General features: G+C 39.1%; 22 protein-coding genes and 1 pseudogene. 12 read left to right on the forward strand and 11 right to left on the reverse strand.

Going from position 1 to position 25,077, the window contains the following annotated elements:
* Nucleotides 1-12: 12 nt before the first annotated feature.
* From AC4CVF_RS12795 to AC4CVF_RS12830, 8 genes are all read left to right on the forward strand, one after another.
* Nucleotides 13-663 (forward strand): hypothetical protein, encoded by a 651-nt coding sequence (locus AC4CVF_RS12795; protein ID WP_336953892.1) that lies wholly within the window; start codon nucleotides 13-15, stop codon nucleotides 661-663.
* A gap of 343 nt (nucleotides 664-1,006) precedes the next feature.
* Nucleotides 1,007-2,149, forward strand: coding sequence for a rod shape-determining protein RodA (gene rodA / locus AC4CVF_RS12800; RefSeq protein WP_336953893.1), 1,143 nt, complete (start codon nucleotides 1,007-1,009; stop codon nucleotides 2,147-2,149).
* Between the two features lie 33 nt (nucleotides 2,150-2,182).
* Nucleotides 2,183-3,184 carry a lytic murein transglycosylase B gene (gene mltB, locus AC4CVF_RS12805; RefSeq protein ID WP_004820018.1) on the forward strand — a complete coding sequence of 334 codons (1,002 nt, stop codon included), beginning with the start codon at nucleotides 2,183-2,185 and terminating at the stop codon, nucleotides 3,182-3,184.
* A gap of 285 nt (nucleotides 3,185-3,469) precedes the next feature.
* Nucleotides 3,470-4,081 carry a septal ring lytic transglycosylase RlpA family protein gene (locus AC4CVF_RS12810; RefSeq protein WP_004722011.1) on the forward strand — a complete coding sequence of 204 codons (612 nt, stop codon included), beginning with the start codon at nucleotides 3,470-3,472 and terminating at the stop codon, nucleotides 4,079-4,081.
* Nucleotides 4,082-4,300: 219 nt separating this feature from the next.
* On the forward strand, nucleotides 4,301-5,464 hold the full coding sequence (locus tag AC4CVF_RS12815) for an MFS transporter (RefSeq protein WP_419361296.1): 1,164 nt from the start codon (nucleotides 4,301-4,303) through the stop codon (nucleotides 5,462-5,464).
* A gap of 187 nt (nucleotides 5,465-5,651) precedes the next feature.
* Complete coding sequence (locus AC4CVF_RS12820) at nucleotides 5,652-7,439, forward strand: amidohydrolase (RefSeq protein ID WP_490789564.1); 1,788 nt, start codon at nucleotides 5,652-5,654, stop codon at nucleotides 7,437-7,439.
* A 29-nt stretch (nucleotides 7,440-7,468) separates the two neighbouring features.
* Nucleotides 7,469-8,239, forward strand: a complete 771-nt coding sequence (locus AC4CVF_RS12825) for a DUF4850 domain-containing protein (RefSeq protein ID WP_490789565.1) — start codon at nucleotides 7,469-7,471, stop codon at nucleotides 8,237-8,239.
* 440 nt (nucleotides 8,240-8,679) lie between these two features.
* Nucleotides 8,680-9,126 carry an Mpo1 family 2-hydroxy fatty acid dioxygenase gene (locus AC4CVF_RS12830; RefSeq protein ID WP_490789927.1) on the forward strand — a complete coding sequence of 149 codons (447 nt, stop codon included), beginning with the start codon at nucleotides 8,680-8,682 and terminating at the stop codon, nucleotides 9,124-9,126.
* A gap of 50 nt (nucleotides 9,127-9,176) precedes the next feature.
* Here the strand turns inward: AC4CVF_RS12830 and AC4CVF_RS12835 are convergent, their stop codons facing one another.
* The 6 genes from AC4CVF_RS12835 to rpsB all read right to left on the reverse strand — a co-directional run bounded on the left by AC4CVF_RS12835 (nucleotide 9,177) and on the right by rpsB (nucleotide 13,800).
* A complete protein-coding gene (locus AC4CVF_RS12835) occupies nucleotides 9,177-9,491 on the reverse strand; it encodes an AzlD domain-containing protein (RefSeq protein ID WP_004820009.1) in 315 nt (104 codons plus the stop codon).
* Nucleotides 9,488-10,234, reverse strand: coding sequence for an AzlC family ABC transporter permease (locus tag AC4CVF_RS12840; protein WP_419361006.1), 747 nt, complete (start codon nucleotides 10,232-10,234; stop codon nucleotides 9,488-9,490). The genes AC4CVF_RS12835 and AC4CVF_RS12840 overlap by 4 nt, the downstream gene beginning before the upstream one ends.
* 122 nt (nucleotides 10,235-10,356) lie before the next feature.
* The gene (locus AC4CVF_RS12845) at nucleotides 10,357-11,178 is read right to left on the reverse strand and encodes an AraC family transcriptional regulator (RefSeq protein WP_490789566.1); all 822 of its coding nucleotides are present in this window, start codon (nucleotides 11,176-11,178) and stop codon (nucleotides 10,357-10,359) included.
* A 136-nt stretch (nucleotides 11,179-11,314) separates the two neighbouring features.
* Entirely contained in the window at nucleotides 11,315-11,875 is a 561-nt protein-coding gene (locus AC4CVF_RS12850) for a DUF3465 domain-containing protein (protein ID WP_419328157.1), read from the reverse strand.
* A 157-nt stretch (nucleotides 11,876-12,032) separates the two neighbouring features.
* Nucleotides 12,033-12,908, reverse strand: coding sequence for a translation elongation factor Ts (tsf, locus tag AC4CVF_RS12855; RefSeq protein WP_004722025.1), 876 nt, complete (start codon nucleotides 12,906-12,908; stop codon nucleotides 12,033-12,035).
* Nucleotides 12,909-13,047: 139 nt separating this feature from the next.
* Nucleotides 13,048-13,800: a 30S ribosomal protein S2 gene (gene rpsB, locus AC4CVF_RS12860; protein ID WP_004722027.1), complete on the reverse strand. Its 753-nt coding sequence runs from the start codon at nucleotides 13,798-13,800 to the stop codon at nucleotides 13,048-13,050.
* A gap of 219 nt (nucleotides 13,801-14,019) precedes the next feature.
* Between rpsB and map the strand changes: the two genes are divergently transcribed.
* The 4 genes and pseudogenes from map to AC4CVF_RS12880 all read left to right on the forward strand — a co-directional run.
* Complete coding sequence (map, locus tag AC4CVF_RS12865; RefSeq protein ID WP_336953900.1) at nucleotides 14,020-14,847, forward strand: type I methionyl aminopeptidase; 828 nt, start codon at nucleotides 14,020-14,022, stop codon at nucleotides 14,845-14,847.
* A 330-nt stretch (nucleotides 14,848-15,177) separates the two neighbouring features.
* On the forward strand, nucleotides 15,178-16,227 hold the full coding sequence (locus AC4CVF_RS12870) for an OmpW family outer membrane protein (protein WP_419361012.1): 1,050 nt from the start codon (nucleotides 15,178-15,180) through the stop codon (nucleotides 16,225-16,227).
* A gap of 129 nt (nucleotides 16,228-16,356) precedes the next feature.
* A complete protein-coding gene (locus tag AC4CVF_RS12875) occupies nucleotides 16,357-17,583 on the forward strand; it encodes an MFS transporter (RefSeq protein ID WP_419328158.1) in 1,227 nt (408 codons plus the stop codon).
* A gap of 268 nt (nucleotides 17,584-17,851) precedes the next feature.
* Nucleotides 17,852-17,965 (forward strand): annotated as a pseudogene (locus AC4CVF_RS12880) (glutathione S-transferase); the annotation flags it as partial.
* A gap of 69 nt (nucleotides 17,966-18,034) precedes the next feature.
* Here AC4CVF_RS12880 and AC4CVF_RS12885 read toward each other — a convergent pair.
* The 5 genes from AC4CVF_RS12885 to AC4CVF_RS12905 form a co-directional block, all read right to left on the reverse strand.
* A complete protein-coding gene (locus AC4CVF_RS12885) occupies nucleotides 18,035-19,279 on the reverse strand; it encodes an NADH:flavin oxidoreductase/NADH oxidase family protein (RefSeq protein ID WP_336953903.1) in 1,245 nt (414 codons plus the stop codon).
* Nucleotides 19,280-19,410: 131 nt separating this feature from the next.
* Nucleotides 19,411-21,006, reverse strand: coding sequence for a dipeptide ABC transporter ATP-binding protein (locus AC4CVF_RS12890; protein WP_490789567.1), 1,596 nt, complete (start codon nucleotides 21,004-21,006; stop codon nucleotides 19,411-19,413).
* Nucleotides 20,978-21,994 (reverse strand): ABC transporter permease, encoded by a 1,017-nt coding sequence (locus AC4CVF_RS12895; protein WP_336953905.1) that lies wholly within the window; start codon nucleotides 21,992-21,994, stop codon nucleotides 20,978-20,980. The genes AC4CVF_RS12890 and AC4CVF_RS12895 overlap by 29 nt, the downstream gene beginning before the upstream one ends.
* Nucleotides 21,994-23,064 carry a microcin C ABC transporter permease YejB gene (locus AC4CVF_RS12900; protein ID WP_490789568.1) on the reverse strand — a complete coding sequence of 357 codons (1,071 nt, stop codon included), beginning with the start codon at nucleotides 23,062-23,064 and terminating at the stop codon, nucleotides 21,994-21,996. The genes AC4CVF_RS12895 and AC4CVF_RS12900 overlap by 1 nt, the downstream gene beginning before the upstream one ends.
* 96 nt (nucleotides 23,065-23,160) lie before the next feature.
* Complete coding sequence (locus AC4CVF_RS12905) at nucleotides 23,161-25,020, reverse strand: extracellular solute-binding protein (protein ID WP_490789569.1); 1,860 nt, start codon at nucleotides 25,018-25,020, stop codon at nucleotides 23,161-23,163.
* Nucleotides 25,021-25,077 lie beyond the last annotated feature (57 nt).

A 25,077-nucleotide genomic window follows, 5' to 3' on the forward strand; every position in this document is an offset into this window, starting at 1 on the left:
GAGGTTGAAAACATGCCTTTTTTTGGTTTTGTACCTTCTGAAGAACTATTAAAGAACATTCAGACTGGTATTGAGAAAAAAAACTCTAACGAACCACTTTATCCTTTACGTGATCAAACTGCCTTACTCATTAATGAAGAAATTATTGATACGCTTTTGATTGAACTTGTTCGTCGCTTCCCTGCAAGCGACAAACGAGATACTGCTGAAAAATTAGCAGGCTATGTCAAATCAACTGTTGCTGTTTTACTTAAACAATTGTTAAGTAAGGCAGACAATGATGTGGTTCGTCAGTCTGTAGATTTTTCCGAACGTAGCCTATTTAAAGATCCACAAGGTCAATTCCGTGTGGGAGTGAATTTAGACTCAAGTTTAGTCATCAATCTTAAAAATAGCTTTGCTGAAGTCAAAGCAAATGGTGATGTAAATCGTGCAGTTTTGTCTGAACAATTCAAACAATTCTCAGATGCGACGATTAACCATTTTATGCGCGATTTCAATAAAACGCTCGATTTGGGTATGATCAAACGTAAAGCTGCAGATATAGGGGCTTCCGCTGTAGGTAAGGCAGTCCACATGGCAATTGACAAATTGATTCCAAATTTAAATAAAGATGAGATCACAGCTGTTGCAGAATATTACGATACTTTATTTTTTAATTGATCGTTAAAATTCAATTGGATTTTTAAATATAAAAATGCCCTTCTTTGTAAGGGCATTTTTTATAAAGTTACTGAGCTATGCTTTTAAGGATATTAATTAACCATTAAATTCATAAACTTAAAATCATTATAAAATACTATCCCTAGATCCATATAAGACCTTTTCAAAGTCAAAACCATTTAATTCAATCTCTTTAACCTACTATTTTCTAATTTAAATATTTCAACCTCAAAATAATCACAAAATTCAGGTCATAATTTTGTTGCAAAGTATTGATATTCATTGCCTTCAAGGGGGATTGTGATAGCATTCGCAAAACACATTTCCCGCACAAAATAGACCAATGGCACCAAGCTCTCAATATAAATTTTTACGTCAATCTCCTCGTGATGGTCTGAGTACTGCCATGATCCCCTCACGCTGGCAAAAACTCCATATTGACCCTTGGTTGAGCTTATTTCTAATTTTAAACGCGATGCTTGGTTTAACCGTCCTTTATAGTGCTTCTGCACAAGATATGGGGCTGGTTTACAAACAAGCCATGAGCTTTGGTATCGGTTTTCTCGTCATGTGTGGTTTAGCCCAAATTCCCCCTAAAGTTTATCAAGCATTTGCACCCTACTTTTATCTGTTTGGACTGCTCTGCTTAGTTGCGGTCAAAGTATTTGGTGAGGTTCGCATGGGTGCTCAACGCTGGATTGGGATTCCAGGTTTTGGCAGCGTTCAACCCAGTGAGTTTTTAAAAATTGGTATGCCATTGATGATTGCATGGTTTTTATCTCGCAATCCTCTACCGCCTAGTTTTAAAAATGTGTTTTTATCACTGATTATGATTGGTATTCCTTTTATACTAATTGCAGAACAACCCGATTTAGGGACGTCACTACTCATCTTAGCCAGTGGAATTTTTGTATTATTTCTGAGTGGTCTTTCTTGGAAAATGATTGTAGGCGCAGTGAGTGCTATTGCTGTGATTATTCCAATAGCTTGGGAGTTTCTACTCCATGATTATCAAAGACAACGGGTTTTAACTTTATTTAATCCGGAAGCTGATGCCTTAGGCACAGGTTGGAATATTATACAGTCTAAAACAGCGATAGGTTCGGGTGGCTTTATGGGCAAAGGCTATTTAGAAGGTACTCAGTCACACTTACACTTTTTACCTGAAGGTCATACTGACTTTATTATTGCAGCATTTTCCGAAGAATTCGGTCTGATTGGTATCCTACTTCTGATCATCATTTACTTTTGTATTATCTTTAGAACCTTTCAAATGAGTCTACAATGCTTCCATAATTTTGGCCGTCTTGTCGCAGGTACTTTTGCTTTGTCATTTTTTGTTTATGTATTTGTAAATGCAGGCATGGTCAGTGGTATTTTACCTGTAGTCGGTGTGCCATTACCTTTTATGAGTTATGGTGGTACTGCAATCATTACTTTAATGGCCACTTTTGGCATTGTGATGTCTATACATACACATCGTTAATTTTTTATCATAAATAATTAGGAAATATAACCTATGTTTACTTTTGGGCTTTTACAGAAGGTTAAAAACATCACTTTTTGTGCAGCTGCATTTTCACTGACCAGTTTCTGCCAAGCCAATGATTTTGCTAGCAACCCTGAATACAATAATTTTAAAGCCAAAACCATGCAAACCTATGGTTTAAGTAGCGAACAAATTGATTGGGCAATGAATGGCTCACGCAATTTACCCAATATCATCAGCATTATGGAACGACCAGGTGAAAGTAAACCTTGGTATCAGTATAAGACTAATTTTTTAGCTGAAGGCACCATCCAACGTGGTGTGCGTTTTAAGCAACAATATGCAGATACGCTAAATCGCGCAGAACAGCAGTTTGGGGTGCCTCAAGCAATCATCCTAGGCATTCTAGGGGTCGAAACAGGTTATGGCTCAAATAAGGGCTCCTTTATCACCCGTGATGCACTTGCAACCCTCGGTTTTGGTTATCCTCGCCGTGCGCAATATTTCCAAGATGAGTTGGGTGCTTTAATTGCATGGTCATATAAAGATGGCGTTCCAACCAATTCGATTGTTGGCTCTTATGCAGGTGCAGTAGGTTATCCGCAATTTATGCCAAGTAATGTGTCTAAATTTGGCGTGGATTACGATGGAAATGGTCATGTTGACTTGCGTAACTCTGCGGTCGATGCGATTGGTTCAATTGCCAACTATCTGGCTCAACATGGCTGGCAGCGTGATCGCCCTATTGCGTTTTTAGCGCGTTATACAGGGAACAATCCTGAAGCAGTTATTGCAAAAGATTTAACTCAGCCTGTTCCCTATGGATCACTTAAAAATTTAGGGATTTCTCCATTAAATCCAATCGTCAAAATTGATGACTTAGATTTGGTTAATGTGATTCAATTACAGGACAGCAATGGCCCTATTTATTATATTACTTATCCTAATTTTCAAGTGATTACGACATATAATAGAAGCCGTATGTATGCCACCGCTTTATGGCTTTTAGGCACCGAAATTGTAAGTCGTTAAGACTTGCAATTTCCTAAATAATAAATAAGTCAATATTTTTTTATGTTAATTTGATCACATTTAATACTTTTTGCATATCTTGTTACAATATTGTTTATTTTTTAATCAAAACCTGTAAGAATTTGTCCTTTTTGTAACTGTTTCTTAAATAATGCTAGACACATTTATTCCAGCTTGAATATTATCCTTTCCGTTAAATGCAGTTGCACAAGTGAATTTACAGACCTCTATGGTTAATTTTCAGCGACTTAGAAAGTTAAAATTGAGGTTCCAAGGAGTTAAACGATGCATGCTTCACTAAAATATATGATGGCCCTGACCATGGGTCTGAGTATGACGCAGGTCAACTCAGAAATGGTTCAGTCATCATACTTAAACAATGATTCGGATAGTTCGAGTCTAGCTTCTCGTGTGATTAGCAAAGATTCAACAAATTTCAACTCTCATTTTTCAAACCTAAACAGTTTGTCAATTACTGAACGTTCTGGCGATCAAGTCCGTCGTCAAACTATTGCAGCAAAGATTCAAGTTCCTGAAGATGAGCCTTCAGTAATTGATAAACTTAATGAAGTTGCTTCAAACACAGTTCGCAAATTTAGCCAAACTGGTGTTGCATCTTGGTACGGTCGTCAGTTCCACGGCCGTAAAACCGCAAGCGGTGACACATTCGATATGAATGATTTGACTGCTGCACACCGTAGCTTGCCATTAAACTGCTTTATTCGTGTAACCAATAAAGACAATGGTAAAAGCGTAGTGGTTAAAGTCAACGATCGTGGTCCTTTCCATGGTAACCGTGTACTTGACCTCTCTTACGGCGCTGCTAAGCGTTTAGGTATTACAAATTCAGGAACAGCACGCGTTAATATTGAACGCGTAGATGGTCCAAACTCGTAAATCACTGCATGCATTTAACAAAAGCCACTTTCCAGTGGCTTTTTTATTGGAAAAAATAAAAATACAGATGTCCGAATTGCCCCCTTAACTTTCCAGTTATGCCCCTTTTCTTTAAATGCATTCCAGATAAAATAAAATGCGAGTCGATACAGGATGTATCACTAAACAGCAAAACGAAAACCGAAGTTTAAATTCTAAAAGTAAAAAAGTGAGCCATGCATGGACGTGAACAGCAAAACGCCAAACTTCGCGCATACATCCCTCAGCAAAACCCAAAAAGTAATCGCACTTGGTTTTGCCACGCAAGGCTTGGGTTATGCCAGCGTCATGACCGCGCTTCCTACAATCAAAAACCGATTCAGACTTTCAGATGATCAACTGTCGATTATTATCCTTGGCGTCTGTATTGCAGCAGCGTTGGGTTCTATTTTGGCAGATCGACTCGCTGTGAAACTAGGTTCAAGGCTGGCTATTGTTATCGGCTTGCTATTTGAAGGCATCGGTATTGCAATTGCAGCATTTAGTCCTAGTGTCATGATCATGGTCGCTAGTTTTTTACTTTATGGGCTTGGACTCGGATGTTTAGATGCGGCATTGAATATGCAAGCTGTCATGATGGAGCAAAAACTTGGAAAAAGCGCCTTGGGCGGTTTCTTTGCCTGTTATACCGCTGCTGCTTTCCTTGGCGCGTTAATCATGTCTGCGACAGTCTCAACCACACTTGGGGCAACAGCAGCATTGTGCATTGCTGTCGTGATGTGTTTGATTACATCGCAAGTGTCAAAACGTTGGTTATTTCAACAAAAAGAAAATGCTGCCCTACATCCTCAACAACGTTCGCCAATTCCGCATAAACAATTGCTTATTTTTGGTGTGATCATTCTCATCGCCTTTACTGTTGATTCAGCAATCAGCACGTGGAGTTCAATTTATCTTAAAGATATTTTAGCAAGCTCAGCCACAGTCGCCCCATTGGGTTATGCTGCTTACCAAATGGGTATTTTACTCACACGTTTAAGTCTGGATTATCTTTTAAAATTTAAAAGCGCTGCATGGGTTGCCTTCATCACAACGCTGATTGGTGCAACGGGCTGTGCAATCGCTGGCTTAGGGCATTCATTGGCGATTGTCATTGCTGGTTTTGCACTGGCTGGTGTTGCTGTAGGCGCATTAGTCCCGCTGACATTTTCAGCAGCAGGTCGTATAGATGAAAATCGACGCGATGAAATTATCGCACGGGTGAATATTTTTAATTATGGTGGGGCTGTAGCAGGAGCAGTAATTGTTGGCTTACTTGCGACTCCTATCGGTTATGGCCCCTCATTTATTGGTTTAGCACTGGCGCTGTTGTGTGTGATTTATTTTAGAAAAAGATTTATTTAGGCTGTATATAAATAAAAAATCGTTTAGGATGAATCAAGATCATTGCTAAAATTTAAAAACAGTCATTATTTTTATACACATATCAAATCTATACGCAGATCACAATCTTTGCTAGTTTGAATAAAATAAACAATTCAATTCATCTGTTTTCAGCAATATTTAATAAAACAAAATTGGGGGATTATTCATGTTACAAATCAGCGTTCCATCAAAACTTGTCCATGCAATTGCACCCATCATCTGCGTAATTGGCCTTGGCTCGCTTAGCGCATGTACCACAATATCTCCAACAAACACGAATACACCCGCGGATCTTGCAACATTGACGCAAACAAACACGCTATTTTACGGTGGCTCAATTTTAACCATGCAAGGCATGTCACCCCATTATGTCGAAGCGCTCCTGGTCAAGGATGGAAGAATTGTCTTTGCAGGTGATTTAAAACAAGCGCAAAAGTTAAAACAAAAAAATACCCAAGAGGTTAACTTAAACAGTCATACCCTGCTGCCTGGTTTTATTGATGCACATAGTCATTTAAATAGTGTCGGTCTACAGCAAACTGTGGCAAATCTCTACCCTACGCCAGATGGTAACGTTTCAGATATTGCATCATTAATTCATGAACTTTCATTGTGGCAACAAAACAATCCTGACTTTATCAAAGCAACCTCAGGCTGGATTATTGGAAATGGTTATGATGACGCCCAAATTAAAGAAAAACGACATCCTACAGCAGATGATTTAGACTTGGTTTCCACCAATCACCCGATTATTGTTTTACATCAGTCAGGACACTTAGCCTCTGTCAATCATAAGGCTCTTGAACTTTTAAACATCAATAAAAATACCCCAAATCCAACTGGCGGGATTATTCGTCGTAAAGCAAATTCTCAAGAACCCAATGGTGTACTTGAAGAAGCTGCTGTTTTTTCAGCAATGGCAACTGCGTTTAGCAAAGTTCCACCTGAAATCATGCAAAATATGGCAAAAACAGCACTGAATACCTATATCAAAAATGGCTATACCACTGTACAAGAAGGTCGTGCAGATCATGGTACAGCTGAATTATGGCGAAGTTTTGCGGCCATCAATCAATTGAATATTGATGTCGTGGTTTATCCAGATATCATCAATGAAAAAGATTACATGCTGAAAAATGGCAGTAGTCTCAATTATCAAAATCATTTTAGAATTGGTGGGGTTAAAATCAGCCTAGATGGCTCCCCACAAGGCAAAACCGCATGGCTAACGCAGCCTTACTTCATCCCACCAGAAGGAAAAACTAAAGACTATCGTGGTTATCCAGCCTACCCAGATACAAAAATGGTTCAAGATGCAATTAATCTGGCTTATAAGAACCATTGGCAAATTCTTGCACATGCCAATGGTGATGCTGCAATTGACCAATATCTCGCAACTATTGAGACAGCCGATGCACAATATGGCCAAGCAGATCGCCGTAATGTGATTATTCATGCGCAAACCATGCGTGAGGATCAATTAGATCAAGCCAAGAAATTAGGGCTTATTCCTTCGTTCTTCTCATTACATACTTACTACTGGGGCGATTGGCATAAACATGAAACGCTCGGCGCAGAACGTGCCAACCGAATTTCCCCTACAGGTTCTGCATTAAGAAAAAATATGATTTTTACTGAGCACCATGATGCTCCAGTCATCCCTCCTAAAAATATGATGGTGATTGATGCAACCGTCAATCGTACCACCCGTTCTGGAGATGTATTAGGTGAGAATCAAAAAGTCAGTCCTTATATTGCATTAAAATCAGTCACAGATTGGGCCGCATACCAATACTTTGAAGAAAAAGACAAAGGTACCTTAGAAAAAGGCAAATTAGCGGATCTTGTGGTGATAGATCAAGACCCATTAAAAGTGCCCACTCAAAAGATTAAAGACATCAAAATATTGGCAACCTATAAAGAAGGTCAATTGATTTATCAAAGTCCCCAATAAGGATCAGTAAGGGATAGTCGAGATAGGACATGCTCAATTCGAAATTTTTAATCATACTATTGGGCCTAAGTGGTTTTGCTTATGGAGATATCGCTATTTTCAAAGCCACTTTTCCTGATCTAAAAACCAACCAAGCACCTCAGCCACAACACCAACTTGAACAACTTCCCGCAGCTACTCTCAGCAATAATGTAACAGTGGATACCTATATTGCAGCAATTCCCAATCCTTTTAACGATACAGGATTCTACAAAGATGATTCCATCTGTAAGATCAACAATACCCAACAAGTGAAATGTCAGTTCAGTTATACATTATCTGCGACTCAAGCAAAAAACTTTAAAATCATCTTACTGCCGGGTATTGGTCCTGTACTTGTCCCCCTTTCATGGCAAGTGATCAGCACGGATATGGGACCTTCTGGCATTGCGTATGCTGTGCTGGCAAGCCGTAAAAAAGATGAAGCCATCACCATTTATAATTCATCCGCGTGTGCTGGCTGTGCCATGCATAGCGCAAGTTTGTATTTCCCCAATGTCAAAAAGCTCAGTTTAGACAATGAATTTGGTGCCATTGAAGATAAAAATCACCTGTTAAACATCGTCAAAGCCAATAAAAATAAAGTATATTTTAGCTATCAAATTCCCAACTATCCCAATAAAACACATGGAATCGCCTATTATGCCGATGAAAGCGATGGCAACGATGTCACCAATTTTCAGGAAATCAAAGTCACACTTAAACCAGAACACCAAACATGGGCACGTGATATTTTAAATTTCTATCAGGCAACACATTGAAATCCCCTGACCAGCACTTATTTTTAATTAACCTGATTTCGATATAAAATTTTTGATGAAATATGATACGTGGAAACGTCATCCGCAACTGTCTGAGGCAGGACTTCATTCAAAAAAGTGTTATTTCTGCGATTCATTGAATGCGTTACTGGTGGTCGACGAGTTTTGCGGTGAGCAGCGATGTAGCTGCGCAAGATGGTTATCCTTGCGGAGCTTCGCTCCTCATCCCGAAAGAAAAGTAGGGCGAGCCGCAGGCTGATCCTGAAATTGAATGTAAGCTCAGCAAGACTCCGTCGAGATCATTGCTTTTCAATAAGTTAAAGATATAGTTAAGTCATACTCATGTTAATTAAAGCCGCTATTTTGACCAAAACATTATTCTGATTTATATTGTTTTCAGCAAAAAATAAATATAGCCAACCACATGCATGGAGCGCCAAATAAAAACAATCACCGAATGGTTCGATGAATATAGCGAAAGTCATCAAAACAAAACCAATAAAGCCATCCATTGGGCTTGTGTTCCCGCGATTTTATTTGCCATCATTGGGATTCTTGCACATTTTAGTGCTTTGCTTACGGCACTACTTCTAGTTCTAACCCTCGTTTTCTATGCCCGTTTAGATATTGTTCTTGCTGTAGCAATGACCGCATTAATTGCAGTCATGGCATGGATCATTTACTTACTCCCAGTCGGTGTTGGTTTCTATATTGGGGTATTTATTCTGGCTTGGATTGGTCAATTTTATGGTCACAAAGTCGAAGGTAAAAAGCCTTCTTTCTTTAAAGACCTTCAATTCCTCCTCATTGGCCCCGTATGGTGCATGGATGCCTATCTTGGTAAAGTACTACCGAAATGGAAAATACGCCAGAAACTGGCTTTTTAGCGCAAATAAACCAGAGGGAAAATTCAATTCGGCTTTTCCCTCCATTTTCTTCAATTTAACAGATAAAATAACCCGTAAAAGCACAATAAACTTAAAGCTAAATTGACTAGAATTTTCTTAGAAATAAGTGCTAAAACAACACAGATCATTGCTGTTAAAAAATAGGCATCCAAAGGCAATGCACGCAATTGATCTCCATTAAAAAATACAATTGGGGCACAAATAGCGGTCAGCAAACATGGCGCTGAATACTGCAACATATTTCCAATCACACGAGGCAATTTCAGGGCGATTTTAGGTTCTAAAAAAAAGTAACGGTTAATCAATACAATGCCTGCCAAAGTTAACAATAAAGTCCATGTCATTTTGGTGCTCCTATGTTTGTTACTCCGACGATTTTTGCCGTACACATCGCACTAAACATTCCCAAAATCCCAGATAGCACAATGCCCGCTTCAAATTGAAAATATTTAAAAATACAGGCAGATACTAAAGTAAATATGACGCCCACTAAAGTTGCGCTACTTTTCACCATAGGCACAATAATCAAAATAAATACCGCAACAATTGAAAAATCTAAATGTAAGCTTTCTAAATTTGGAATTGATTTAGCCAGTACAATTCCCAATACACTAAACAGACACCAAGCCAAATAAAAACATAGCCCAGCACCAAACAGATAAGTAAAGTTGCGTTGTTTATCTTTGCCAATACCGACAGCAAACAGTTCATCTGTCAGCAAGAAGCCAATTAATATGCGTTGCTTAAACGGAAAACGACTGACATCTTGACGAAAATTAAGCGCATAAATTAAATGCTGACTGGTTAAGAAAAATACCGTAATCATAATCGTCAAGGCAGATGCATGTGACATGACTAAACCTAAACTTACCAACTGTGCTGCACCTGCAAATACAACAGCGGACATTGAGAACGCTTGTGCAAAGCTTAATCCAGCATTGATTGCCATTGATCCAGCCAAAATACCCCACGGTAGTACGGCAATAGATAAAGGTAAAATATCGACCACACCTTGGAAAAAAGCCTTTTTATTTTGCATAGACTTCGGCTCAATGTCGGCAGTATAAGATTCAAATTGATCACTCATTTGCAAAATCCAAATCTAAGAATTTAAGCAGTATCTTATAAATGATCAGTGATCGCTTGGATGAAATTGCTATTTGGTGAGGGACTGTAGAACGTTTAAATGACTATTCCCAAATACATTTATTAAATATTTAATGTGCTTAAATATTGAGAAGGTGTAACCCCGACTGCTTTTTTAAAATGACGATTAAAATGACTTTGATCTGAAAAACCACTATTTTGAGCAGTCATTGCGATACTCTGCCCTTGTTTTAATAATTGGCGCGCTTTATGTAAACGGACTTGAACCAACCAGCTATGCGGTGGTAAGCCCGTATATTTTTTAAATTCACGTAAAAAATGCCAAGGGCTTAATCCTACATATGTCGCCAAATCAGTGAGCGAATAATCATGCTCAGGAAAACTGCTTAATAAATCTTTGACTATTTCAACTTTCCGTTGTGCTTCTGGTAATGCAGCAGGTGTTAATTTGGCACGACCATAACGACTGATTAAGCGGGCTAAAGTGGATAAATACATACTCTCTTTCAGTAAAGTATTTTCTTTTTGTTCTAATAAATCAAAAAGTAAACAGAGTTGCTGTGCCAATCCAACATCTTGCACAACTGCTTGTGGGAACCACGGTACGCTATTTTTAACACTAAAAAAATCTTGCCCTGCATCTAACAACATTTCTGGCGTTGGATAAATTGCACGATATTTCCAGCCTGACTCGACAGCAGATGAACCTGTATGAATTTCATCAGCATTGACTAAAATAATGTCGCCCTTCGGTGCTGTATGTAACTGCCCAGTCCGATAAAAACTCTGTGCACCATCTTCAATCACACCAATACAATAACCTTCATGCACATGCTTTGAAAATTGCTTATGGTGATACTGTGCTTTTAACAACTCTAATCCACCCAATTCTTTTAGGTGAAAATAGCTTGCCCACTCCTGCATTTTTTCTATTCAGACTTTAGATAATAATTTAAAAATAGCATGTTTATAAAAAGCGTATAGAACAAAATTGCTATCTATACGATTAGACATGGAAAATACAAAGATCTTTTGTGCACATAAGAGAATAACCAATAGATTACTGATAGGTTTTTCCATTATGTTTTAGCCAACCATCTTGATGACGACGCTTTGGATCATGGTGTGTCCAATGCATTACACCACCTTGATTACTATATTCATATTCGCCAAAAAATTCGACAGTATCACCTTTGCGTAAATTATCGATACGGGGTGCTAAATCAATATTATGCGCAACCAGTACAGTTAAGCCATTATCCAGTGCAAGAATAAATTTTTGATGACGTGAACCTTCATTATCATCACGCAACACGGCTTTTACTCGACCAATCGATTGTACTTGAACATTACTGAGTTTTGCATCGTAGGCTTTTCGAATAACCTCAAGACCATTTTGATTTTGACTATTGGCAGACGGCTTATCTTTAAATTGGTTATCTTTACTTTGCTCATTCACATGCTGTGTATTGTCTTGTGAATGATTGTTTTGCTGATCGATCGATTCAACTTTAGAGGATTCAGTTGCTTGATTTTTTTGTTGATTAAGATCAACGCCTAGATAAGCTGCGACGATCACTGCGATTACAGCACCAATACCAAGTTGAGTTTTATTTGCCATAAAGTTTGAGTCTAATCAATGTTCATTGTGGAATTATAAAAGAATAATCTTTTAGATATGTATGAATTAATTCTTCTGAATCTACTTCAATTAAATTACAGACAAAAAAAACCCCTCTAAGGAGGGGTTTTCAATAATTATACTCAGTGAGTAAAAATTATTTAGCAGCCGCTTGAGCAGCAGCAACTTCTTCTGCAAAGCTCATTTCAGCTTTCTTCTCAATACCTTCACCTACTTCGAAGCGAACGAATTGAGCTACAGTTGTTGCAGTCGCTTTCAATACTTCAGCAACTTTTTTGTCGTTGTCGATTACGTATTGTTGACGCTCAAGAACAACTTCGTTCAAGTATTTTTCAACTGAACCAGTCACCATTTTTTCAACGATGTTCGCTGGCTTACCAGATTCAATCGCTTTAGCTTCAGCAATTTCTTTCTCTTTCGCGATAAGATCAGCAGAAACATCTTCAGCAGTTACAGCAACTGGGTTGAACGCAGCAACGTGCATTGCAATACCTTTACCAGTTTCAGCAGAACCTGTGTAAGAAACAACAACACCGATTTTTAAACCGTGTTTGTAAACTGCAAGGTTTTCACCTTCTACAATTGCAGCACGACGAACTTGGATGTTTTCACCGATTTTTTGAACAAGCGCAATACGAGCTTCTTCAACAGTTGAACCATCTTCAAGTTTCAATTCAGCAATTTGAGCAGCATCAGTTACACCAGCAGCAAGTGCAGCAGCAGCAACTTTCGCAGAGAAACCAGCAAAGTTTTCGTCTTTCGCAACGAAGTCAGTTTGACAGTTTACTTCTAAAAGAATTGCTTTATTACCTTCTTGAGCAATTGTGATCGCGCCATCAGCAGCAATGTTACCAGCTTTTTTAGCTGCTTTTGCTTGACCTGATTTACGAAGATTATCAATCGCTAATTCGATGTCACCGTCTGCTTCTGTTAATGCTTTTTTGCATTCCATCATTGCAAGACCAGTACGGTCACGTAATTCTTTTACCATGCTCGCAGTAACTGCAGTCATGTTGTTCTCCTAAATACGGTAGAATATGAATCTGTTCAACAAAAACGGCCCAAAGGTTCCTCTGGGCCGCTTTGCTTTCTCGACGCTCAATTTGTCATCATTTTAAATCACAAAAATGACAAGCTTGCGTCAAAACGCATTAAGCCTCAGGAGCTTCTTTCGCAGCTTCTTCGCCTTTAGCTTGAGCATTCGCTTGAGTTTGAGCGTATTCTTTACCAGCAAGAATTGCATCAGCCATTGCAGAAGCATAAAGTGTAACAGCACGGATCGCATCGTCATTACCAGGAATAACGAAATCTACGTTATCTGGGTTAGAGTTTGTATCAACGATACCGATTACTGGAATACCAAGGTTTTTAGCTTCTTTAATCGCGATTGCTTCGTGATCAACGTCGATGATGAACAATGCGTCAGGTAAACCACCCATGTTCTTAACACCGCCTAAAGAGCGTTCAAGTTTTTCCATTTCACGAGCGCGTTCTAATGCTTCACGTTTAGTCAGTTTAGCAAAAGTACCATCTTGTGATTGAGTTTGAAGATCTTTCAAACGGTTGATTGACTGACGAAGAGTTTTCCAGTTAGTCAACATACCACCCAACCAACGGTGATCAACATAAGGCTGACCAGCGCGTTGAGCTTGTTCACGAATGATGTTAGAAGCAGCACGTTTTGTACCAACGAACAATACTTTGTTCTTTTTGCTTGCTAGATTGTTAACAAAATTCAAAGCATCATTTAACGCAGGAACAGTATGTTCAAGGTTGATGATGTGAATACGGTTACGCGCACCAAAAATGTATTGACGCATTTTTGGGTTCCAGAAGCGAGTTTGGTGACCAAAGTGCGCGCCAGCTTGAAGAAGGTCGCGCATGCTTACGTTGTAATCTGCCATTTTCTTTACCTTAAAAGTTTGGGTTAGGCCTCCATATGTCCGCATTCTCCACCCTTTCAGGCACCCAGAGTAATGTGACGACATATGTGCGGATTTTTAAATTACCCTTATCAATATTTCCATAAACCATTCACAAAGAAAGTCACAGAAAGCATTTGATAAATTGGGCGGCTATTTATACCATAGTCACATACAAATTTCCAAAAGTTTTTAAAGATCATGAACAGTACTTACGAAGCGCCACGTCGATTAATCAAAACCGCAGATGAAATTGAAAAAATGCGTGTTGCAGGTCGATTGGCTGCAGAAGTTTTGGATATGATCAAACCGCATATCAAACCAGGTGTCAGTACACTTGAATTGGATACGATTTGTCATGACTATATTGTCAACAAACAAGACGCTATACCTGCATGTTTAGGTTATGGCGCTGCGCCTGGTCGCCCTGCATTCCAACATGTGATTTGTACCTCTGTAAATCATGTGGTATGTCACGGTATTCCATCTGCAAATAAAATTTTAAAGAAAGGCGATATTCTCAATATTGATGTCACTGTGATTAAGGATGGTTATCACGGTGATACCAATATGATGTATGTGGTTGGTGGTGAAACATCGATTATTGCTGAACGTTTGTGTAAAGTTGCTCAAGAAGCAATGTACCGTGGTATGGAAACCGTGAAACCGGGTTCAACCATTGGTGATATTGGTGCGGCGATTCAAAAATATGTTGAATCAGAACGCTTTAGTGTAGTGCGTGAATATTGTGGTCACGGTATTGGTACCGTATTCCATGATGAACCACAAGTCCTTCACTATGGTCAACCTAATTCAGGCATGGTTTTAGAAGAAGGTATGACCTTTACCATTGAGCCAATGGTAAATGCGGGTGTTTGGCAAACACGTTTAATGGGTGATAAATGGACGGTGGTGACCAAAGATCATAGTCTTTCAGCTCAATACGAACATACCCTGCTGGTGACCAAAGACGGTGTAGAAGTTTTAACCGCGCGCCCTGAAGAAGATCTATCTCGTTTTCAAAAATAATGAAAGTCATTGACTAAAATGACTTATACTGCTTAACAAAAGGTCATGTTCATGTGGCCTTTTGTTATAACTTGAATTTTTCCTTTTCTGCCAAGTCAATGTTTTATCATTGTTTTTAACCGAGATCGTGACTTATTTTTAGCATGTAATATCATGACAATATGATTACAGTTGTATTACATATATAAACTTATGATAAATAAAACATTAAAAAAAAGAACATTCACTTAAAAAAAGCCTTTGTAAAGACTACATTAATTAACAGCAAAAACTTCTAATAATAAAAACGCATAAAAATTAGTATCAATTACGGACATGGAGTCCAAACCTATGAAAAAACCATTACTTTGCATCATGACCTCATGCATGACTTTACCGATGATGGCGCATGCAGATTCACCTTATTTTAGTCTTAAAGATGGTGATGGGTTTAAACGCTTTTCTGTTTCAGCAGGTTGGCTACATGCAATGCCACAGGGTAACGCTAATCCGATCAAAGTGAATACTGCCGTTGCAGAAGGAACACAATCTAAAGTAGGTGATATTTCTAAAAAGGCAGTTTTAGACGCAGCAGTTAAAGAATCCAATCCTTTTCTTTATGGTGCAATCGGCCTTTTGGGTGACACAATTCCTGGCGCTTTAACGGGCACAGCCACAGTCAATGGTCTATCCAGTTGGACCTCTGAAGGCACTGGTCTAACAGCAAAAGATGTGGATACTTTTGGTCTGATGGGAAACTACTACTTCACTGATAATCTTTCATTAGAGTTTAAAGCAGGTGTTCCACCTAAAGTTGAGATTGAAGGCAAAGGTCAAATCTATGCACCATTGACCGGTAAAGATTCTACACCACTTGGCAGTATTGACTTAAAAAAAGATATTGCGATTACTGATTTAACAAAACATTCAAAAGCAGCATCTGCAACTGCATGGTTGCCAGCGGCAGAACTACATTATCAATTTGGTAAATCTGGTGTGAATAAACTTCGGCCTTATGTGGGTGTAGGTGTCATGTATGCACATTTTACTCACCTAAAAGTCGATAATGGCGTAAAAGACGATCTGATTGCAGCAGGTCACATGATCCAGAACGTATTAGATGGACAGGCTGGGGCAGCATTAGATGGCAAAAAATCATCTGCAAATCCTGTAGTTAAAGTAGAAGCAGATGATGCTTGGGCACCTATGGCCACACTGGGTGCAACCTATGATTTTAATGATCGCTGGTTTGGAGTAGGCTCTGTCACTTATGCACCAATGAGTAGTGATGCGACCATTACCATTTCAGACTCAAATACCAACAAACAACTTGTTACAGCCAAAACCAAAATTGATATTGATCCTCTGATTACTTATGTCGGTGTGGGTTATCGCTTCTAAAAATTAAATTTATTTTCGTTAACATATGCTGACTGATCACAGAAATTTATCGATTGATAAATTTTTATTCTATCGCGAAGTCCCATTGAATCATCTACAATTCTCGCATGATGATTCAATGGATAGCTTATGTCAGCACTATACGACGACACACGTTTCTCTAAACCACTCATTTATATGCTCATCGGTAGTGCTTTTATCTTGGCACTCTCTTTAGGTGTACGTCACGGTTTTGGGCTTTATCTTGTACCCATGAGCCATGAGTTTGGTTGGAGTCATCAGGTTTTTAGTTTAGCCATTGCCATACAAAATCTATTCTGGGGTGCAGTACAACCTTTTACTGGTGCGCTTGCAGACAGATATGGCAGTAAAAAGATTGTTGCAATAGGCGGGGTGCTCTACACCATTGGTCTATTGTTAATGTCTATCAGTTCAAATGTGCTGTTACTAGATATCAGTGTCGGCTTAATTATCGGCTTAGCCCTCTCTGCAACATCATTCTCGGTATTACTTTCAGCCGTAGGACGAGCAGCGCATCCAAGCAAGCGTAGTATGGCAATGGGTATAGCCAGTGCGGCAGGTTCATTTGGGCAATTCATTATGTTGCCCACCACTCTACTTCTCATTAAGAACTTTGGTTGGTCATCTGCGCTGGTCATTACAGCAATACTCATCGTGCTGATTGTCCCATTGGCATGGATGCTTAAAGCGCCTATGTATGTACCGCCAAATGCAATTAAACAAGCGATAAAACCCAATTTAAGCTTTAAACAGATTCTTAAAATTGCCTTTCAGCATAAACCTTTTTTATGGTTAGCCTTTGGTTTCTCAGTGTGTGGATTCCAAGTGGTTTTTTTAGGCATTCACCTACCCGGTTATTTGATTGATCATGGTTTTGATGCATCCACTGGAACGATCTTTCTTGCATTGGTTGGTCTATTTAATATTATCGGAACCTATACCGCAGGTTGGCTTGGTGGTAAGTATTCCAAACCGCATCTGCTTATGGGTTTATATGGTTTACGTGGCGTTGCGATTGTTGCGTTTCTGATGCTGCCATTGAGTATTTGGACTGTTTACGCCTTTGGCATCGTTATGGGGATCTTATGGCTCTCGACTGTACCCCTAACCAACGGTATTGTAGCCAATATGTTTGGTGTAAAATACTTAACCATGCTAAGCGGTCTAGTGTTTTTCACTCACCAAATTGGTTCATTTTTTGGTGGATGGCTAGGCGGTTTAAATCATGATATAACGGGTAACTACAACATCATTTGGGGATGCTCAATTGCCTTGTGTATAGTCGGTGTTATTGTGCATTTCTTTGTCAATGAAGAGGCTGTGGTTAATGACTAACTCATTCTCGTGGTTCAAGCTCAGTATCTGGTTGGTTATTGTTATTCTGTTCGGGCTGTCAAGTATGCTGTGGTTAAATACGCCTGAATTATTTGAATATTTTAATATGGCTTTTTGTGCGCATTAACCCATTGTCCAATAGCTAGATTAATTGCTTTCTGTCAAAGCCCTAGCTGCTTTTAGGGCTTTGTTTTGTAATAATAAGCAGTTCAACATTTTTTAATTTAGACCTTGTTGAAACAAAGCCTGTTTTGAACCTCACCCAAGATATCAAAAGTTCACTGAAATTCAGCGCTATCTTCTGCAAATAGAAAGCAGACCCGCCTTTCAAACGGCTTTAGTGAAAGGACAATGGTCTGCTGACACATTTAAATCGTATTGATCTAAAGCAGACCAATAGCAACCTTAAAATCAATTTTTTAAGTCGCGACTACGCTTCTCCCAATCTTTATTAGGCTGATTTTCGCGAGTTTACTCGTCCTTGAATCACTGCTTTGATATTATTTTTTGCATAATTAAAGAAAACCTTGAGTGGAGAAAGCTTAGGATTTGGCTTCTTCCCTTCACCAATTGCTTTAAACTGAGCGGCATACCACAGAATTTCCATGATTGCCATTTTATCAACAAAAGGGATACCAGTTTTGATTTGTTCTACTGCATATCGAACATCCTGACCAGCAATCAAGTTGTTGCTGACTTCAGGTTCTACCGCAAGAGGACGTGCAATCCCAATAAATTCACACGCACCACTGTCTAAAGCCGCATTCATTCCTTGCGCTGTACGGAAACCACCTGTCACCATAAGATGACATTTGACTTCTTTACGAATTTTTTCTGCAAAATCCAAGAAATATGCTTCACGTGCAATCGTACTTTGCTTACGTTTATCCGCTTTTGCGCCTGCCATTGCCGGTGCTTCATAGGTACCACCAGAAATCTCAATCAGATCGATCCCTGCTGTATCAATGGCTTTAAATACTTGAACCACTTCTTCTTCTGTGATTCCGCCACGCTGGAAATCTGCAGAGTTCAGTTTGACTGAAATAATAAAGTTTTCTGAGGTTTTAGCACGCACTGCAGCATAAATTTCTAATAAGAAACGCATACGGTTTTCAATCGAACCACCCCATTGATCTTGACGTTTATTGGTCAATGGTGAAAGAAATTGACTGATCAAATAACCATGTGCACCATGTAATTGTACACCTTCAAATCCTGCTTTTTCACAGATCCGCGCAGCTTCAGCAAATCGTTGAATGATATCCAAAATTTCTGCTTCATTAAGTGCACGTGGTGTACCAAATGTCGTCGCCAACATTGGACTAAAAGGCACTGCTGAAGGCGCAACAGTTTCTTTATTGAGCCCTTTTGGACACTGACGACCTGGATGTGATAACTGAATCAGTTGTACCATCCCGTGCTTTTTACCCACATTTGCCCATTCAGTCAGTTTGGCAAGATCACGTTCAGTTTCAACTACAACAACACCCGGCTCATTCTTAGCACGGAAATCAACCATCACATTCCCCGTAATGGCACAACCCAAACCGCCTTTCCCCCAAGCATCATATAAACCTAAATGCAATTGGTTCGGTTGCCCTGCATGGTTGGCCAATGCTTCACTCATCGCACCTTTAATGATTCGGTTTTTAAATGGTGTGTTTTTTATTTCTAATGCTTGTGCAAGATGGCTCATGGTCAAATCTCTTTAGTGATTAGAGCTTTTACTCTAATTTAAATTTATAATAGTTCAAGCGTAAATCTGACAATGCATTTTGTCAACTTTGTTAATGTGAATATTTTTTAAACTAGACCATCTATACAGCGTTAATACTGACTCGCGGCAATTAATCGCTTGGTATAGTCATTTAAAGGTTTATCAAATAAGGCTTGAGTGTCATGAAACTCGATAACTTTAGCATCTTTTAGTACCAGAACTTTCTGACAAAGTGCTTTTACAACCTGTAAATCATGACTAATAAATAAATAACTCATCTGATAATCCTGTTGTAACTGACGCAGTAATTTTACAATCGCACGCTGTGTGGTCCGGTCAAGTGCTGAGGTTGGTTCATCGAGAATCAATAATTTAGGGCGTAATACCACAGCACGCGCTAAAGCCACACGTTGCCGTTGACCGCCAGACAACTCATGTGGATAACGCTGTTTAACTGTTATCGGGAGATCTACTTTATCTAAAATTTCATTGATACGAATCAGCATTTCAGCTTCTTTTAGACGTTGTAGTGTTAAGCCCTCTCGAATAATCTGGTCAACAGTCATACGTGGATTTAAGCTGCTTAACGGATCTTGGAATACAATCTGAAAATTGGATCGAAGTGGACGTAATTTACGCTGGCTCAACCTGTTCAAGTCTTGATTGAGTAGGAAAATATTACCCGAGCATTGTTTAAGTCGTGCGATTGCCAACGCCAAAGAGGTTTTACCAGAACCGCTTTCTCCAACAATGCCAATGGACTCAGCTCGATCTAAACGTAAATTGATCGGTTCAACGGCAACAAAATAATCTTTAACTCGATTAAATATGCCCTTTCTTATTGGAAATTTAACCCCAACACGATGCAGAGATAAAACTAAGTTACGTTTATGTGGTAAAGCATTGGCTTCACCAAAATCATGATCCAATAAATATTGGGTATAATTAGTTTTAGGGTTTTGAAAAATATTTCGAACTGTGCCTTTTTCTTCAACCTGTCCCTGATTCATCACAATCACTTGATTGGAATATTTACGCACCAAATTCAAGTCATGGCTGACTAAAATCATCGCCATTTTATGGTTTAGAATAAGCAGTTGTAATAAGTTTAAAACTTGCGATTGCAATGTAACATCTAAGGCTGTTGTGGGTTCATCCGCTATAATAATTTCAGGCTTTTGGGCCAAAACTGATGCAATCAAAACACGCTGTCTTTGACCACCTGATAACTCATGTGGATAACGATTCAACTTATCCTCAGGTTCTTCCATCCCGACATCACACAATAAATCATAGACACGCTTTCTGACTTTTTCCTTGGACATCCCATCTAAAAGTAAAGTCTCACCAATAATCCGCTCAACTTTATGTAGTGGGTTGAGTGCAGTCATCGGTTCTTGAAAAATCATGGCAATTTTTTTACCACGGATCGCCAACTGCGCATTTTGATTAAGAGACAATAGATTTTGCTCATCATATAACGCTTGCCCAGTCACAGTTAAATTTTCAGGAAGCAAGCCAAGTAACGCCAAACCACTAATTGATTTGCCTGAACCACTCTCCCCGACAATCGCAACAGTTTCCCCAACATGTAGGTCAAAGTTAAGATTATTGACCAGCACCTCTTTACGCTCATTTTCAATATGCAGATGTTGGACAGACAACAACAAAGATTGATCATTTTTGACGTCTTGGATCGAATGCATCGCGTGTCGCCTCCCCAATATAAATCAATAAAGATAGCACCAAGGCCAAAGTAAAAAATCCGGATAAAGCCAGCCACGGCGCATTTAAATTATTTTTACCTTGTAGTAATAATTCACCGAGGGAGGCTGCATCTGGTGGAAGCCCATAACCTAAAAAATCCAATGCAGTAAGTGCGGTGATATTTGCAGTCAGCATAAATGGAAGTTGAGATAAACTTGAACTGATCACATTGGGCAAGATATGTCGGAACATAATCATCAAATCACTCACCCCTAATGCACGTGCTGCTTGAACATAATCTAAATGACGGGCACGAAGAAACTCAGCGCGCACTATACCGACCAACTCTGTCCAGCCAAAAATCAACATAATCAGAAATAGCCAATAGACACTCGGGGTAAATATACTGACCAAGATGATCACCATAAATAAAGTCGGCAAACCACCCCAAACTTCAAGCAGACGTTGCCCAATTAAATCTACCCATCCGCCATAATAGCCCTGTATCGCGCCAACAATAATTCCAATAAATGCAGCAAATAGTGTCAATGCCAAACCAAACAACAGTGATATGCGTAGACCATAAAGAATACGGGTAAATACATCACGCCCTTGATCATCTGTACCTAACCAGTTTTGTGCGCTGGGTGGTGATGGAACAGGAACGGCTAAATCCAAATTGGGAGTTTGGAAGGAATAACGAACCAGTGGCCAAATCGACCAGCCTTTTTCCTCAATCAACTGCTGAACCACCGGATCACGATAATCGGCTTCTGTTTCAAAGACCCCTCCAAAATGTGTTTCAGGATAAGCCTTTAAAACTGGCATGTAATAATGCTGATCGTATTTGACCAATAAGGGCTTATCATTGGCAATAAATTCGGCAGAAATTGAAAGGATAAATAAAACGATAAATACAATGAAACAGACAAAACCCAAGCGATTATTCTTAAATTTCTGTATTCGTGCTTGCATGACCAGTGACATTATTTTGCACCTCTCGATTCAAAATCAATTCGCGGATCAATCACACGATAAATCACATCACAGATTAAACGTAAAATCAGCCCAAATAAGGTTAGAAAGAACAAAGCACCAAAAATCACAGGATAATCACGTTGTTGCACGGCTTCAAAACCCAGCAAGCCTAAGCCATCCAAGTTAAAAATAATTTCAATCAGTAGATTTCCAACAAAGAACACCCCAACCAATACTTCAGGCAAACCGGCAACAATCACCAACAATGCATTGCGAAACACATGTTTATATAACACGTCATTTTCAGTTAAGCCTTTTGCTCGTGCTGCAAGCACATACTGCTTATTGAGCTCTTCCATAAATGAATATTTTGTCAGATAGGTTAAACTCGCAAATCCACCCAGCACCATGGCCAACAAAGGTAAAGCCATGTGCCAAAAATAATCTGCTATTTTTTCAAATAGATTGAGGCTGTTAAAGTTGTCCGAAACAAAACCTTGTAAAGGAAACCATTGTAAATAAGAACCACCAGCAAAAAAAACGATCAACAATATTGCAAATACAAAAGCGGGAACGGCATAGCCCACAGCCAAAAGTAATGAAGTTGATTTATCAAAAAATAAGCCATGTTGTTTGGCTTTTTTAATCCCTAAAGGAATTGAGATTAAATAAATTAAAAAAGTACTCCACGCACCCAAGGAAATGGTGACTGGCATTTTTTCCCATAACAGTTCAGTCACCGGCTTATCTTTAAAAAAACTCGTGCCAAAATCTAAAGCTAAATAGTTTTTTAACATCAACCAGAATCGTTCATGTGCAGGTCGATCAAAGCCATATTGCTGTTTGATTTTATCGACCATATCTTCGCTTAAGCCCTGTGCACCACGATACTCATGGTTATTTACCGAAGATGATAGACCTCCAGCAGTCATATTGACCCCTTGGAAGTTTTCTGCTTGTTGAATCGCTTGTTCAACAGGCCCACCAGGTGCAATTTGAACCACAACAAAATTGATCAAGAGAACAAAGAACAATGTCGGGATGATCAGTAACAGCCTTTTGAGTATATATGTGCCCATTGAAACGATGTTCCTTATGACCTCATGAGGGTAGATATGTCAATTTAAACATCACTCACGTTGAGCCACTGATGTTTTAACCATGAAGATTTAAAATTATGCTTTTTTAAATGCTCGATTTTTTAAATATTGCTCTACTTTTTTCGCTTGATCTGCATCTACCCACCAATACTCTAAACCGAGGGATAATTTTGGTTTAACTTTGGGTTGCTGATACATATTCCAATAAGCATACCAGTTTTTATCATTGCCATAAGTCAGAATTTGATAATAGCCTGCACGTAATACCCGATCCAGTGCTCGGGTACGAAGTACCAATTGTTCACGGTTTGGTGCATAAATAATCTGTTGAATCAGCTGATCGACCACTGGGCTTTTGACCCCCGCATAATTGTAATTGCCCACTTCATCGGCAGCTTTACTGCCCCACATCTGTGCCTGTTCAGCACCTGGTGTTAATGATTGCGGCATATCGATAGCGGTCATCTGAAAGCCTAAACGGCGCATACGCTCTGTATATTGTGGTAAATCGACTTGACGAATATTTGCCTGAATCCCAAGTTTTTTTAAATTACGAATATAAGGCAACAAAGTCCGTAGTGCACCATCTTGATGAATCAGAAATTCAATTTGAATGGGGCGACCTTGTCTATCCACCAATAGTCCATTGTGAAAACGATAACCCGCCTTTAATAGCATCGAACGTGCAATCAATAAATTCTGTCGGTTAAAACCACTGGCATCTGAAACTGGGTATTTCCAATCTGCCAATACACCTTGCCGTTGTAATGCGGGCAATTGCTTTAAATAAGGCGTTAAAATTGCAAGTTCTTTCGCGCTTGGTTTTCCAGTCGCAGCAAGCTCACTGTTTTGAAAGTGGCTTTGCAAGCGAATATTTTGACCATATAACAATGCTTTGTTGATCCATTCAAAATCATAAGCATAGGTTAATGCTTGGCGAAAATTGAGATCATTGAATGGCGCCTTTCGGGTATTAAAAACCAAACTTTGCGTGAGCGCTGGTGTTTCAATCTTAGAAATATATTTTTTCACCAAACCTTGTTTTACCGCAGGAAAATTATATTCAGTGACCCAGTTACGGGCATTTTTTTCTTGATAAAAGCGATATTGTCCAGATTTAAACCCTTCAAAAGCGATTTCAGGGCTTCGATAATAAACATATTTCATGCGATCAAAGTTATAACGACCACGATTGATGGCTAAGTCCTTTGCCCAATAATTTGGATTGCGCTTATAGCTAATACTGCGCCCAGAATCAATATGCTCAATCAGATAAGGCCCCGATCCTAAAATCGGTTGCAAGGTCACTTTGCTATAGTCTTTATTTTTCCAATCTGCTCTTGAATAAATCGCAATTTTTGCCAAAATAAAGGGCATGTCTGCATTGTGGTCTGATTTAAATGTCATTTTCACTTGGTATTTAGACAATACCTCAGTCTTGGCTAAATCAGACAAATACATTTGAAAGCCTAGATTGGCTTTACTTTGAATGGTATCAAAACTAAATTTAACATCCTCAGCCGTGACAGGTGAACCATCACTAAAATGGGCTTTAGGATTTAAATGGAAAATAACAAATTTGGTTTTAACTGGATCATAAGTGACTTTTTCAGCGAGAAGCGGATATAACACACCCGGCTCATCCAGTGAGCTATCCATTAAGCTATCAAATAGATAATTAATCCCTTCAGTTGAACTGCCTTTGCCATTCATACTGTTGAGATTATCAAAGGTGCCTATACTCGCTGTACTGATATAGCCGCCTTTGGGTGCATTGCTATTGGCATAAGGCATCGCCTGAGCTTTGTCATACTGTGGAGCATTATGTACAGCAATATATGCTGTTGTCTGTAGAGCAGCATCAACATTTAAGCTTGCAACATATAATCCCAATGCCAGCCCGATCGGGCTGACACATGCAAAACTTAGGCGCATTCCCCTATTTTCCTTTATTCAAAAAATTTTTTGAAATGTTATGCTTTAAACGTTGCT

Source organism: Acinetobacter sp. LipI_19 (assembly GCF_058242925.1).